Source organism: Luteibacter sp. HAY1-4A (assembly GCF_056755355.1).
Genome location: NZ_JBNDHZ010000047.1, coordinates 1 through 14161, shown reverse-complemented (window position 1 = coordinate 14161; position 14161 = coordinate 1). Strand labels below are relative to the sequence as shown.

11 protein-coding genes and 1 tRNA gene are annotated in these 14161 nt (G+C 66.8%); 2 read left to right on the top strand and 10 right to left on the bottom strand.

Going from position 1 to position 14161, the window contains the following annotated elements; translation table 11 throughout:
* Positions 1-157 precede the first annotated feature (157 nt).
* Positions 158-787 (top strand): hypothetical protein, encoded by a 630-nt coding sequence (locus ACPYOD_RS15115; protein WP_481302538.1) that lies wholly within the window; start codon positions 158-160, stop codon positions 785-787.
* Here the strand turns inward: ACPYOD_RS15115 and ACPYOD_RS15110 are convergent.
* From ACPYOD_RS15110 to ACPYOD_RS15100, 3 genes are all read right to left on the bottom strand, one after another.
* Positions 757-1635 (bottom strand): MBL fold metallo-hydrolase, encoded by an 879-nt coding sequence (locus ACPYOD_RS15110; RefSeq protein ID WP_481302537.1) that lies wholly within the window; start codon positions 1633-1635, stop codon positions 757-759. The genes ACPYOD_RS15115 and ACPYOD_RS15110 overlap by 31 nt on opposite strands.
* Positions 1636-1714: 79 nt before the next feature.
* On the bottom strand, positions 1715-2593 hold the full coding sequence (locus tag ACPYOD_RS15105; protein ID WP_481302536.1) for a LysR family transcriptional regulator: 879 nt from the start codon (positions 2591-2593) through the stop codon (positions 1715-1717).
* Positions 2594-2661: 68 nt separating this feature from the next.
* Positions 2662-3711, bottom strand: a complete 1050-nt coding sequence (locus tag ACPYOD_RS15100; RefSeq protein WP_481302535.1) for a permease — start codon at positions 3709-3711, stop codon at positions 2662-2664.
* Between the two features lie 83 nt (positions 3712-3794).
* Between ACPYOD_RS15100 and selD the strand changes: the two genes are divergently transcribed.
* A complete protein-coding gene (gene selD / locus ACPYOD_RS15095) occupies positions 3795-4835 on the top strand; it encodes a selenide, water dikinase SelD (protein WP_481302534.1) in 1041 nt (346 codons plus the stop codon).
* 22 nt (positions 4836-4857) lie between these two features.
* Here selD and ACPYOD_RS15090 read toward each other — a convergent pair.
* From ACPYOD_RS15090 to fdnG, 7 genes are all read right to left on the bottom strand, one after another.
* Positions 4858-4953 (bottom strand) — tRNA-Sec (locus tag ACPYOD_RS15090).
* Positions 4954-4964: 11 nt separating this feature from the next.
* Positions 4965-6896, bottom strand: a complete 1932-nt coding sequence (selB, locus tag ACPYOD_RS15085) for a selenocysteine-specific translation elongation factor (protein WP_481302533.1) — start codon at positions 6894-6896, stop codon at positions 4965-4967.
* A complete protein-coding gene (selA, locus tag ACPYOD_RS15080) occupies positions 6893-8302 on the bottom strand; it encodes an L-seryl-tRNA(Sec) selenium transferase (protein WP_481302532.1) in 1410 nt (469 codons plus the stop codon). The genes selB and selA overlap by 4 nt, the downstream gene beginning before the upstream one ends.
* Positions 8303-8307: 5 nt before the next feature.
* Positions 8308-9240: a formate dehydrogenase accessory protein FdhE gene (fdhE, locus tag ACPYOD_RS15075; protein WP_481302531.1), complete on the bottom strand. Its 933-nt coding sequence runs from the start codon at positions 9238-9240 to the stop codon at positions 8308-8310.
* Positions 9237-9896 (bottom strand): formate dehydrogenase subunit gamma, encoded by a 660-nt coding sequence (locus ACPYOD_RS15070; RefSeq protein ID WP_481302530.1) that lies wholly within the window; start codon positions 9894-9896, stop codon positions 9237-9239. The genes fdhE and ACPYOD_RS15070 overlap by 4 nt, the downstream gene beginning before the upstream one ends.
* Complete coding sequence (fdxH, locus tag ACPYOD_RS15065) at positions 9893-10816, bottom strand: formate dehydrogenase subunit beta (RefSeq protein ID WP_481302529.1); 924 nt, start codon at positions 10814-10816, stop codon at positions 9893-9895. The genes ACPYOD_RS15070 and fdxH overlap by 4 nt, the downstream gene beginning before the upstream one ends.
* A gap of 10 nt (positions 10817-10826) precedes the next feature.
* Positions 10827-13835: a formate dehydrogenase-N subunit alpha gene (gene fdnG, locus ACPYOD_RS15060; RefSeq protein WP_481302556.1), complete on the bottom strand. Its 3009-nt coding sequence runs from the start codon at positions 13833-13835 to the stop codon at positions 10827-10829.
* Positions 13836-14161 lie beyond the last annotated feature (326 nt).

Below are 14161 nucleotides of genomic sequence, written 5' to 3'. Positions count from 1 at the left end.
GGAACCGTCCGGCAGATGCACGGTGAAGCTTGCCACCAACAGCACTGTCGCTGGGCCATTAATGACATCCCACTATCGATATATAAACGTTTGTCCTAGTTGACCCACGCGCTGGGTGACACGAGGTAAGCCGATCGGGAAGGGGGAGAATCGTTCCATGATCAGCAAGCTCGGACGACGCAGGTGGGACGCGCCGCTGCTCATCGTCTTGCTACTTGTGGCTATAGGCATATTCGGCACGCCAGCACGTTATAAGCCTGCGGTTTCAGTGGCGCTGACGACGGTGCAGCTCTTCTTGATCGGGGCTTCCGTACTCTCGCTGATGCTCCCCGCTTGGCGATCGGGAGACGACGAGCGGCGAATTATCGCCGTCGCCGGCCTCTTCCTTATCGTTCCCTGGGCGCTGCTTACACTTATGCCGGGCTACGGACCGCCGTTCGCCTCCACGCTCGCAATGAACCACAAACGCTTCGTGATCCTCTTCATCTCGACGGCATGCCTTGGCACGGGCCTGTATCTGCTGAAGGGCCCACTCAGTCGAGGCGAGGCAGGCGACCGGCTGCTCGCACCGCTGGGACAAGTGGCGGCACTGTTCGCCGCGTGCATCCAACTCACCTGGGCTGCCATTCTTATTGGGTGGACCCTGGCCGAGGCGCACAAGCCAGCGGTCTACCTGCCGCTATACGCCACACCGTTAGGCAATGCCTCCGACGTGCTGCTGTTCTTCGCGGGATTGATCACGTATGCCAGCACCTGTCACGCGACAGCATGCCAGGCATATCCTTGAACCCTCTTGTGAATACGCCCCAGCCCGGGGAATGGTGCATGTGCCGCAGCCACGATATCGCCCCGCCGGCATGCCTCCGTCAGGAAGATCTTTCGCGTCGACGAAGCCAGTGCCGGCTCGCTGTCATAGCAGACGGTCACGTCGGGCTCGGCCAACTGCACAGCGAGAACATGGAATAAATCCCCACAGAACACGATGTCCTGCTTCCCTGCGCGCAGGCGGTATCCAGTATGGCCACAGGTATGCCCCGGCAGGGGTTCCGCAATGAGGTGGTCGTACCAGGACGCTGCCGGATCGAAAAGGCGATAGCGTCCCTCGGAGATATAGGGGGCGAGGATATGACGAGCATGCTCGAATGTCGCCCGCACGCTGACGTCCACCACGTCGCGGTCGGATGTCTCCAGCCAGAAGGTGGCCTCCGCGCGTGGCACATGGACAATGGCGCGAGGAAATACCGCTACGCCATCGCGTGTCAGGCCACCGACATGGTCCGGGTGAAGATGCGTAACGAGCACTATGTCGATGTCGGAAGGAACATACCCCGCAGCCGCCAGCTGCGTGGTCATCCGGCCCAAGGTCACATCCTGAAGGGCACCGGCACCGGTGTCGATGAGAACGCGATGCACACCATCATCGATCAGATACGCATTGACATGGCTGGGCACGACCTGGTCGAGATGCGCATCCTCCAGAAGTGTATGAAGCGATGTCTCGCCATGACGAAGGACGTCGCAGGCGGAAAGCGCAAAGTGACCGTCACACAGTGTGGTGATCGTCATTCTTCCGAGACGGAAGCTATAAAAACCCGGCACATCGGACGGCGCATGCCGATCGTCACCGCACATCATGTCGACTCCAGAGGAAAGGAGCCTTAAGTCTGTTGCCAGCGAGGTCTAACGCACACTGACACAAATGTGCGTCACCCCTTCACGATTGTTGAGGCACGTCGTCAGCGTCGTTGCCAAGCATGCGCACGGCAATGTCCGCCAGCGCCCGCACTCTGCGCATGCCGCGCATGTCCTCGTGGTAGCCCATCCAGATGTGCCGGGATGGCGGTGCTTCACCGAGATCGATGCGGGTCAGGCCAGCTGTCGCATCGCCGACCGCACGAGGCAGCACGGCGAGCCCCACACCTCGTTGGCACAGCCGCGCCTGCAACGCGCGGTGATTGGTTACCGCGACCTGTTTCGCCTGGGGGAAAATGCCCTGGAGCCACCCCGTCTCCGGATAGCTATGCACGGATGTATCCATGAGTACCAGGCCTGCTCCGCGGCTATCGCCGCGCGTGGGTGGCGGCTGATCGTCGCGGGCATACAGTCCGTACGCGATACGCGTCAGCCGGCACTGAACGACGCCCGGTTCGTCGAAGGGCAGCACCCGGAACACCACGTCCGCTTCCCGGCGTGACAGGTCGAAGCGACGAGAGCTGACGACCAGCTCCGGCAGTATCACCGGGTACTCGCGTAGCAGCTCTTCGACGACCGGTGGCAGTACATAGGTAGCAAACCAGTCCGCCGAAGAGATACGCAGCGGACCGTCGAGGCCGCCACTCTCGCCGGCTAACCGACGCTGCATGGCCAGGGCTGCAAGCTCCATTTCCTCCGCAAGCTGCAGCACGCTGCTCCCAGCCTCGGTGGGAAGCACGCCATTGTTGTGCCGCTGCAGCAGTGGCTGGTGCATGTCGTTTTCCAGCGCGCGGATACGCCGGGCAACCGTGGGATGGCTGAGGCCGAGTGCTCGCGCAGCAGCGCCCAGCGAACCCTCCCGAACCACGGAGAGAAAGATACGAACGTCACTCCATTCCACTTCGGAACTCCCTGTCGGCGCGAATCTTGACTCTATCAAGGATGCCCCGGAGTTGGACAAACGTACCCCTAAGCCCACAACGCCGCGGCGATTGCCGCGGCGAGTACCCCGAACGACACCACCGCGGCGGCCAGCGACAGCAGCAGGCGCAAGGGCAGGGAGCGTCCCAACATCGCCAGCGACGGCAGGCTGACCGGGGGCAGGGTCATCAACAGGGCGGCAGCCGGAGCCACGCCCATGCCGAGCGTGAGCATCGCCTGGACGATCGGCACTTCGCCTGCCGTCGGAATCACGAACAGCATGCCGGCCAGCGCCAGGGCGAGCACCCAGAACCATTCGTTGCCGATGTCCGGACCGATGTGCGGGAACATCCACGCGCGCGCCGCGCCCAACAGGAGCACGATCACCAGGTATTCGGGAATGAGCCGCAGCGTCATGCCGCCGAAGATCCGCATCCAGTGGACCGCGGTCTGGCCCAGCGTGCGGGGCTCGTCTTCCGTCGGCGGCACCTGCACGGTGACATGGGCGGCGGGCGCAGCGACGCGATTCGCCAGCCAGCCGAGGCCGAAGACCATCGGCACGCTCAGGGCGAGACGCAACGCGGTCCACTGCCACCCGAGCACGAAGCCGGTGAAGACGAGGGTGGCGGGGTTGAGCATGGTGTTCGACAGCCAGAACGCCACCGTCGCGCCCGGCGCGGCGCTCTGCCTGCGCAGGCCCACGACGACCGGCGCCGCGCAGCAGGTGCACATCATGCCGGGGATGCCGAGCAGTCCGCCGGCCAGTGTGCTGCGGAAGCCACGGCCTGCGAGCGCGCGGTGCACCGTGCTCGCGGGGACGAGCGCCTGCACGGCCGAGCCGATGAGCAGGCCGAGGATCATCGCCTTCCAGATCGCCTTTCCGTAGGCGAGCGCGTAACCGAGCGCCGCGTCCCAGGAGGGCGAGGGCGCTGCATCCGCCGTACCCATGAGGATCGACGAGCCGATGGAATGATGGGCCGCCGCGTCGAAGGCCCGGCCGTAGTAGGGGTACCACTTCACGTAGAACAGCCCCGCCACCACCAGCAGGGCGAAGACCGACCAGCGCATCGTGCGGGAGCTGCGAAGTGCGACACTCATGACCGTCCCCTCGGGAAACATGCGTGCGTTATGCTGCCGCATAGGATGACGACCGCGCTACCTCGCATTTGCTGGAACCTGCCATGACTTGTCTCCGCTTGACCGAACTTGCCCACGGCGGCGGCTGTGGCTGCAAACTCGCCCCCTCGGTGCTACGCGAGTTGCTGGCCGATCGCGCCCAGGCGATGCCGTTCTCGCAACTGCTGGTGGGCACCGAATCGAGCGACGACGCGGCGGTCTGGCAGGTCGACGAGCGCACCTGCGTGATCGCCACCACCGACTTCTTCATGCCGATCGTCGACGACCCCTTCGACTTCGGGCGCATCGCGGCCACGAACGCCCTGTCCGACGTGTACGCCATGGGCGGCAAGCCGGTCATGGCGCTCGCGATCCTCGGCATGCCGCTCGACAAGCTGGACACGGGCACCGTCCGCCGCATCCTCGAAGGCGGTGAGGCGGTCTGCGCGGAGGCCGGCATCCCGGTTGCGGGAGGCCACTCCATCGATTCCGTCGAGCCGATCTACGGGCTGGCCGCGATCGGCCTGTGCGCGCCCTCCGAGGTCCGGCGCAACACCGGCGCACGCCCCGGCGACGCGCTGATCCTCACCAAGGGCATCGGCGTCGGCGTGTACTCGGCAGCGTTCAAGAAACAGCAACTGCCCGAGAATGCATACGCCGAGATGATCGCCTCGACGACGCTCCTCAATCGCGTCGGGCACGAGCTGGCGAAGGACGGCGACGTGCATGCGATCACCGATGTCACGGGCTTCGGCCTCCTGGGCCATGCGCTCGAAATGGCGCGTGGCAGCGGTGTAGGCATCCGCATCGACGCCGACAGCGTGCCGTGGCTGGCCCAGGCCGAGGCACTGGCGCAGGCCGGCTTCGTCACCGGTGCCTCCACGCGTAACTGGAACAGCTACCGCGACGGCGTCACACTGGACCGCGCGCTTCCCGACTGGCGTCGCCAGTTGCTCACCGATCCGCAAACCTCCGGCGGTCTGCTGGTGGCCTGCCGCGCCGATCGCGCCGACGCCCTGCGCGATGCCATCGAGGCGGCCGGCTACCCGCGCGCTTCCATCGTCGGCGCGGTGGTGGAAGGCGACGCCGGGATCGCGGTGGCCTGACAAGGCCCAAACATCGCGTCGATGGCGGAAGAGAATGGGAGTCGAACCCACCCGAAACAGACTGGCTGCCTCACCCGGATTTGAAGTCCGGACGCCCCACCGGGGACGATTCTCTTCCAGAGATGCCGGCTAGGGCGGAGCCGGTGCATAGAGGTCGGCGTAACGCGACTGCACGCGTCGCAACGTACCGCGCTTGAGCATAACACCCTGTCGATCGAAGAACTCCAGGATCTGGATGGCCACCTTGCGTCCGCAGTCGAGACGATCGCGGAATGCCGCGGCACCGAAAAAGCCGTCTTCGGTCTGACTCGACACGTCGAGCGCGATCCGGACCATTTCGTGCATCGTCGCGCGCAGGAAGTAATGATCGTGCGCGACCTCGACGACGAGGCCGAGACGGCCGACGAAGCGCAGCAATTGACGCACCTCGTCCTCCGGCCGTCGCAGCTCGCCGGTGATGTCTCGCACGCGCGGCGGGCGGAAGCGCGTGGCGCCGCCGAGCAGAGGTTCGACGACGGCCCAGAGCGCCTCACGCGCCGCGCCCATCTGCACGCGGTGGCTGGCCAGGCGCACGAACGCGCCGTCGCGGACGACGCTGCCGGCGAGGTCGTCGTGCTGCAAGGCCAGCGAGAAGGCGGCGGCCGGCAGGCGGGGCATGACCGAAAGACGCAATTTCTCTCGGGCCATGCCGGGCAGGTCGGGCTCCGCGGCATGGAAGGCGTCGAGGCGTTCCACGATGGCCGTCACGAACCGGCGCCACGCGGCACCGCCGAGCACGATGCGCCCTTCGCCTGTCACGAACGTGTGCGCCGCCGGCGGCAGCAAGGCATCGCGTGTTTCCGCCGACAGCGCGCGGTCGCGCGCGAACGCGTCGATGTCGCGCGCGTAGGGCGGTGCGTCCAGCAGCGCGGCGAATGCGGTCCGCGGATCGTCATGCGAGAGGGCCGCGCGCTCCGCGACACGCTCGGGCTTGCGGCGTTGCCGCTCCGGCGCGCGCAGGTCGATGAAATGGCCGCCGCCGATCGTGCGCCGCGCGGACACGTCGCGTAGCACGAAACGGTCGAAGGCCGCCGCCGCGATGGGGCGGTCGAGTACCAGCTGCACGTCGGCCGCCCGACCAGGGTGCAACTGCGCGCCTTCGAGCGGCACGATGCGGACGCCCAGCTCCGTCGCGCCATGGTGCAGGCGCGCGGGGAACCAGGCGGCGATGGCTCTGGGTTCGGAAGGCAGCAGCGTCATGCGCGCGTCGATGCGGTCGGCCGGCGCGTGCAGCGCGGAGTCCACGATCATGTCGCCACGCTGGATCGCATCCTTCGCCACCCCGTCACCCGCGAGGTTGAGCGCGCAGCGGTCGCCGGCGCGCCCGGCGTCGACCTGGCGGTTCTGGGCGTGGATGGAGCGCACCCGTGCCGCGATGCCGGAGGGGCTGACGGTCACCGGGTCCTTCAGGCGCACTGTGCCTGAAAGCACCGTACCCGTGACGACGACGCCGATGCCGGGCAGGGTAAATACACGGTCGACAGCCATGCGGAAGCGCGCGTCGTCCCGATGTTCGCCCTGCGCGCGAGCCTCGGCGACCAGCCGCGCGCGCAGCGCGTCGATGCCTGCGCCCGTCGTCGACGATACCGGCACGATGTCGGCACCGGCGAGCACCGTGCCGCGACACGCTTCGCGAATATCGTTCGCGACGGCGGCGAGGCGCTCGGGCGTCACGAGGTCGCTCTTGGTCAACGCGACAAGCCCGCGTCGCGTGCCGAGCAGATCGACGATCGCAAGGTGTTCCAGTGTCTGCGGCATCACACCGTCGTCGGCGGCGACGACCAGCAGCGCGAAGTCGATGCCGCTGGCACCGGCGACCATGGTGTGCACGAAGCGTTCGTGACCGGGTACATCGACGAAGCCCAGCGTCGGGCCGCCGTCGACCGGCAGATAGGCGAAGCCGAGGTCGATGGTGATGCCGCGCGCTTTTTCTTCCTTCAGGCGGTCGGTGTCGACACCTGTGAGTGCGCGGACCAGCGACGTCTTGCCGTGGTCGATGTGCCCCGCGGTACCGACGATCACGGGTGTCCCGCGCCCCCGGCGGCGAGCGCGTCGAGGAAGGCTGTTTCGTCGCCGTCGTCGAGGCAGCGCAGGTCGAGGTGCAGGGCACCGTCCGCGATGCGACCGATCACGGGGCGAGGCACGGCGCGGAGGCGCGTCGCCAATTGTTCCAGCGCCGTCTGGCTGCCGCGCGCGCGGATGCGCAGGGCCGCGCTCTGCAGGGTGTCGAGGGGAAGCGCGCCCGAGCCGATCTGGCTGAGGCACGGGACGACATCGACGTCGAACGCGGCACCGAGCCGAGCAGCCGCACCGGGCAGCAGGCGCTCGGCCTGTGCGTGGACGGCCGCGGTCTCGCGGGCGAGGTAGCGCAGGGTCGGCAGGCGCTCGCCCAGGCGGTCGGGGTCACGATACAGCCGCAGCGTGGCCTCGATCGCGGCGAGCCGCACCTTGTCGACGCGCAACGCGCGCTTCAGCGGATTGCCATTGATCTGCGCGATAAGGGCCGCGTCGCCGACGATGAAACCGGCTTGTGGACCGCCGAGCAGCTTGTCACCGGAGACCGTCACCAGGCGCGCGCCCTCCGCCACGGCCTCGCGTACCGTCGGCTCCTTCGCGAGGCCGTGGCCCGAGAGGTCGACCAGGCTGCCCGAGCCCAGGTCGTTGAGCAGCGGCACGCCGGCGGCGTCGGCGATGGCGGCAAGCTCGCGGGCGTCGACCTCGGCGGTGAAGCCCTGGATCCGGTAGTTCGACGTATGCACCTTGAGCACGAGGCCGGTGCGTTCGTTCAGCGCCTCGCGGTAATCGGCCGCGTGCGTTCGGTTCGTCGTCCCGACTTCCACCATGTCCGCGCCGGCGCGCACCATGATGTCGGGCATGCGGAACGCGCCGCCGATCTCGATCAGCTCCCCCCGCGACACGATAGCCTCGCGGCGCAGCGCGAAGGTGTTGAGGCAGAGCAGCACGGCCGCGGCGTTGTTGTTGACGACCGTGGCGTCTTCCGCCCCCGTCAGCTCGCGCAGCAGGTTGCGCACGTGGTCGTCGCGCTCGCCGCGCGAGCCGGTATCGAGGGAGTACTCGAGCGACACCGGGTGGCGCATGGCCTGCACGGCAGCGTCGACCGCCGCTTCGGCGAGCTGCGCGCGGCCGAGGTTCGTGTGCAGCACGGTGCCGGTCAGGTTGAACACGGTACGTAGGGAGGGGCGCCGCGCTGCCAGTTTTTCGCCGGCTTCGCGCGCTATGCCGGCGGGCGTCGGCACCGGCTGGGCCTCGCGCGTCATGGCGATGCGGACGCCGGCGAGCACATCGCGGATAGCATCCGTGACGACCGGGCGGCCGTGCGCTTCGACGAGCTCGGCCGCCTCGGGCGTGGCGAGCACGGTGGCGACGGCGGGGATCTGGCGGAGCAGGGTGATGTCGGGTTCTGCCATGAGGCTCAGGTTGGCGAGAGCAGCAGCGGATTCGGTGCGTGCCTCGAGTATCCCGCTTCGGCGACCAGCAGGTCGAGTCCGAGCGAGGCCAGGTCGTCCGCGTACGGGTCGGCCTTCATGTCGCGCAACTGATAGAGCAGCTTGCTGTACGTATGGCAGTCGCCGCAGGTTTCCACCTTGACGATCTCGGGTGCGCCTTCGATGCCCTGCACGGACAGCTTGCGGGTGCCGCCGCAGTGCAGGCACACGGCGCGAACGTAGTTCCATGCGGTGGAGCAGAGCGAGCAGTACAGGTAACGCGTGCCGGGCGTGGTGCCGCTGGCGGTGATCAGGCCCGCCACCGACGGCGATCCGCAGCAGGGGCACAGCGCACGTTCCTCGAGCAGCCGCAGGTCGTCCACCGGAAGCCGCGCGGCCGAGACGGTGAAGTACACCTGCAGCGCCGCGGCGATGAAGACGGCCGCGGCGGCCTCGTCGGCCGGCACGCGGCCGCGCAGGAAGCGATCGGCGCGCTTTTCCAGGGCATCGGCGTCGTCCCGGCGCAGTGCCGCGATGGCGTCACGCGCCGGATCCGGCAGGCCCGGCGCGTCCACGTGGTCGAGCAGTGCCGCCAGGCCATCCCGCCAGGCGTGGTCGCGTTGGTGGCCGTCGGCGGCCAGCGGGGGCAGGCGGGCCTCGACGGCCTGCGCGAGTGCCGCCGGTGCCACGACCGCGTGGGGCTGCTGCATGGCGGCGACCGCATGCTGGGCATGCGCAAGCGCGGCCATGAAGCGCAGCCACTCTTCCATTGGGTGGCCCTCGGCCAGCGTCTGCAGGCGATCACCGCTGGCGGCGAACCGCGCGAGCGGGTCAGGCAGGACGATCGGGTCCGGTGCCTTCACACCGGCATGCGAGGGGCCGGTCCATGTGGCGTTCGGCGGGGCTTCGGCTTGCTTCACGAATTCTTCCTGGGTTCGGTCCTCACGCGCTGGCGCGACGCCACCTGGTAGAACCACTTGCGATGATGGTGCCACGCCCAGCCGGGTGTGACATAACCCTGCGTCATGCTGCGCACCGAGCCGCGGATCCAGATGGCCGCATAGACATGCGCGATCCAGACGAGGATCGCTGCGATGGCGGCGAGGCTGTGCACGAGCACGGCGACGCGTTGCACGGGAATCGACGTGGCTTCGCCGAAGTACACCTCCCAGATCATCAGGCCCGAAACGAACAGGGTAGGAATGAGCAGCGCCATCGCCCAGAACACCGCCTTCTGGCCGCTGTTGTTGCGGCCGACCGGTGGCACGTGCTCGTCGTCGTTCGTCACCACGCTGACGATGGCCTTCGACCAGGCGGCGTCGTCGCGGTTGAAGAAGTTGTTTCGCCAGAACTGCACGAACATGCCGATCCAGCTCACCATCAGGCCCACGCCGAACCACGGATGGGCGGCGCGCGCCCACTGGCCGCTGCCGAACAGGTTCGACAGGAAGAAGAAGTACGGGTGGAAGAACGACAGGCCGGACAGCACCAGCAGCACGAAAAGCCCCGCGTTGATCCAGTGGTTGACGCGGTTGGCGGTGGTGTAGCGGGTGAAGGCACGTTGCGGACGCGTCATGACGACTTCTCCTCTTCTTCCTTCATCTCGCGCAGCGCGCGATCGGCCTCGAGCTCGTCGTCTTCCTGCACTTCGTTCGGGCCGACGGTGACCCAGTGGAAGAAGCCGAAGATCGCGGCGGCCGCGATGCCGAAGACGGCGAGCGGCTTGATGGCCCCCTTCCACGCCTGCACCAGCGGGCTGATGCGCGGCTTGTCCGGCAGGCCGGAGTAGAGCGACGGCTTGTCGGCGTGGTGGAGCACGTACATCACGTGCGTGCCACCGACTTCCGGCGGATCGTACAGGCCGGCCTTCTCGAAGCCGCGCGACTTGAGATCCTCGATGCGCTCGCCGGCCCAGTTCGTCATGTCGGTCTTGGCGCCGAACATAATCGCGCCGGTCGGGCAGGCCTTCACGCAGGCCGGCTCGAGGCCGACCGACACGCGATCGGAACACAGGGTGCACTTGTACGCCTTGTGGTCGGCCTTGCTGATGCGCGGGACGTCGAACGGGCAGCCTTTCACGCAATAGCCGCAGCCGATGCACTTGTCGCTGATGAAATCGACGATGCCGTTCGCGTACTGGACGATGGCGCCGGGCGCCGGGCAGGCCTTCAGGCAGCCCGGGTCCTCGCAGTGCATGCAGCCGTCCTTGCGGATCAGCCATTCGAGGTTGCCCTGTTCGTTCTCGTACTCGGCGAACTTCATCAGGGTCCAGACGCTGGGACCGAGGTCGGCCGGGTTCTCGTACGAACCCTCGAAATGGCCGATCTCCGGGCGCAGGTCGTTCCACTCCATGCACGCGGACTGGCACGCCTTGCAGCCGATGCAGCGGCTGACGTCGATCAGCTTGGCGACCTGGTCCTCGTGGTTGCGGACCGCGGGGGGCGTAATGGTCGTCGCCGAGCGCCGGACATAGTCTTGCGATTGCAGGTCTGACATGTCGTGGGCCTCAGGCAGCGACCGGCGCGGCGGTCTTTTCGACGTTGACGAGGAACGCCTTGAACTCCGGCGTCTGGGTGTTGGCGTCGCCGACCGAAGGTGTGAGCGTGTTGGCGCCGTAGCCCTTGCGCGCCTGGCCGGTGAAACCCCAGTGCAGCGGCACGCCGATGACGTGGGTCGCCTTGCCGTCGACGGTGAGTGGCTTGATGCGCTTGGTGACATACGCCTTGCACACCACCTCGCCGCGCTTGGACGACACCTTCACCCAGCCGCCTTGCTCGATGCCTTTTTCCTTCGCGAGTACCTCGCCGATCTCGACGAATTCCTCCGGCTGGAGGATCGCGTTGATCAGTGCGTGCTTGGTCCAGAAATGGAAGTGCTCGGTCAGGCGGTACGTGGTGGCCACGTATGGGAAGTCCTCGCGCTTGCCGAAGTTCGCGCGATCGTCCGCGAAGACGCGCGCCACCGGGTTGTTGCTGACCTTCGGGTGCAGCACGTTGTCGACGGGCGACTCCATGGGCTCGTAGTGCTCGGGGAACGGGCCATCCGCCATCAGGTCGCGGGCGAACAGGCGGCCCATGCCTTCCGCATTCATGATGAAAGGGCCGACGCCGTCGCCGGGCTTCACGGTGGGGCCGTAGTCGGGCACGTCGAGGCCCACCCAGCGCGTGCCGTTCCACTCGATGACCGGCTTCTTCGGGTTCCAGGCCTTGCCGCTCGGGTCGGCGCTGGCACGGTTGTAGAGGATGCGCCGGTTGGCCGGCCACGCCCATGCCCAGTTCGGCGCGATGCCCTGTTCACGCGGGTCGGTGGCATCGCGGCGGGCCATCATGTTGCCCTTCTCGGTGAACGAACCGGTGAAGATCCAGCAGCCCGCCGAGGTAGTGCCGTCATCGCGAAGCTGCGCGAACGCATCCAGCAGCGTGCCGCCCTTCGTTACCGCGCCGGTGGTGGCGTCGGTCAGGTCGGTGAGCGCGCGGCCGTTCATCTCCTTGGCGAGTTCTTCCGGATCCGGCGACCGCGGGTCGGTGTATTTCCAGGTGAGGTTGAGGATCGGGTCCGGGAACGCACCGCCTTCCTTGCGGTAAAGATCGCGCAGCCGCTGGAAGATGCCGGTCATGATCCAGATGTCGGACTTCGCGATGCCCGGCGGCTCGGCCGCCTTCCAATGCCACTGCAGCCAGCGTGCGGAGTTGACGAGCGAGCCGCTCTCTTCGGCGAAGCAGGTGGTGGGCAGCTGGAAGACCTCGGTCTGGATCTCCGACGGCTTCGCCGGGTTCTGCGGACCGAAGTCCTGCCAGAAACGCGAGGTTTCGGTATCGAGCGGATCCATCGTGACCAGGAACTTCAGCTTGCTCAGGCCGTGGCGGATCTTGCCGCGATCCGGGAACGCCTGCAGGGGGTTGAAGCCCTGGCAGATGTAACCGGTCATCTCGCCGTTGTTCATCATCTCGAAGGCCTTGATGATGTCGTACAGCGGAATGTCGAGCTTCGGCAGCCAGTCATAGGCCCAGTTGTTCTCGGCCGTGGCCGCGTCGCCGTAGAGCGCCTTCTGCAGGCTGACCACGAACTTGCGGTAGTTCTGCCAGTAGCTGGTCTGTCCGTCGCGCAACGGCTTGAAGAGGCGAGTCTTCATATAGTCGTCGAACGTCGTCTCGCGATCGTTCGGCAACGTGAGATAACCCGGCATCTGGTTCGACAGCAGGCCCACGTCGGTGAGGCCCTGGATGTTCGAATGGCCGCGCAACGCGTTCATGCCGCCACCCGCCACGCCGATGTTGCCCAGCAGGAGCTGCACCATTGCCATGGCACGGATGTTCTGCGAACCGACGGTGTGCTGCGTCCAGCCGAGGGCGAACAGGCTGGTCATCGCCTTGTCCGGCGCCGCCGTGGCCGCGATCAGCTCGCAGATGTGCAGGAACTTGTCCTGCGGCGTGCCGCAGATGCGCGAGACCATCTCCGGCGTGTAGCGGGAGACGTGCTGCTTCAGCAGGTTGATGACGCAGCGCGGGTCCTGCCACGTGTCGTCGGATTTCGCGAAGCCCTTTTCGTCGAGCTCGTAATCCCAAGTCGAGCGGTCGTAGCCGTGACGGGCTTCCTCGTAGCCGCTGAACAGGCCGTCCTGGAAGGCGAAGCCCTCGCGCACGATGAGGCTGGCGTTCGTATACGAACGCACGTACTCATGCTGGATGGCGTCCTTCTCCAGCAGGTAACGCATCACGCCACTGAGGAACGCGATGTCGGTGCCCGGCCGGATGGGGGCGTAGTAATCGGCGACCGACGCCGTGCGCGTGAAGCGCGGGTCGACCACAACGAGCTTCGCGCCGTTCTCTATCTTGGCTTCGATCACCCACTTGAAGCCGCACGGGTGCGCCTCGGCGGCATTGCCGCCCATGACGATCACCAGGTTGGCGTTACGGATGTCCTGCCAGGTGTTGGTCATCGCACCGCGACCGAATGATGGGGCCAGACTGGCCACCGTCGGTCCGTGTCAGACGCGCGCCTGGTTGTCGAACACCACCATGCCGAGGGAGCGGGCGACCTTCCAGGTGAGGAAGGACGTTTCGCTGGAGGACGCCGAGGCAGCCAGCATGCCGACGCTCGTCCAGCGGTTCACCGTGGTGCCCGCGGCGTTCGTCGCCTGGAAATGCTTGTCGCGGTCGTCCTTCATCAGGCGCGCGATGCGGTCGAGCGCGAAATCCCACGAGACTTCCTTGAACTCGGCCGAACCGGGTTCGCGGTAGCGCGGGGCCTTCAGGCGTGTTGGGGCGTGCACGATGTCGAGCAGCGCCGAGCCCTTCGGGCAGAGGGTGCCGCGATTGACCGGATGGTCCGGGTCGCCCTCGATGTGGATGATGTTCGACACCGCATTCTTCGCACGGTCGCCCATGCTGTAGATGAGGATGCCGCAAGCCACCGAGCAGTACGTGCAGGTGTTGCGCGTCTCGGTGGCGTGGGTGAGCTTGAACGGCCTGACCGCGGCCGCCTGGGCCACGCCTGCCGCGCCGAATCCGAGCATGCCGAGGCTGGACGCGGCGAGGCCTAAGCCTGTGAATTTGATGAACTCTCGGCGGGTCATGGTCATCGCACGAGCTCCCAGGAATCTTGGCTGGACGAACCGTCACTGGAACCGACGGCGGTTGGCTTGACGTTGCTCCCTGAACACCCCGCCTTCACGGAGCGTTTTCATGAACGCTAGCACGACTCCTTGGGCCGGTCGATGACGTTTATGCGCTTTTGGGGTTCGACTTTCGGGTGGGGGGGGGGGCCGGTCAGCCGGTCATGGCTTCATACAGAGCATCTCGCGGACAGCCGGTCATTTCCTCCTGTCTCTTATACACATCT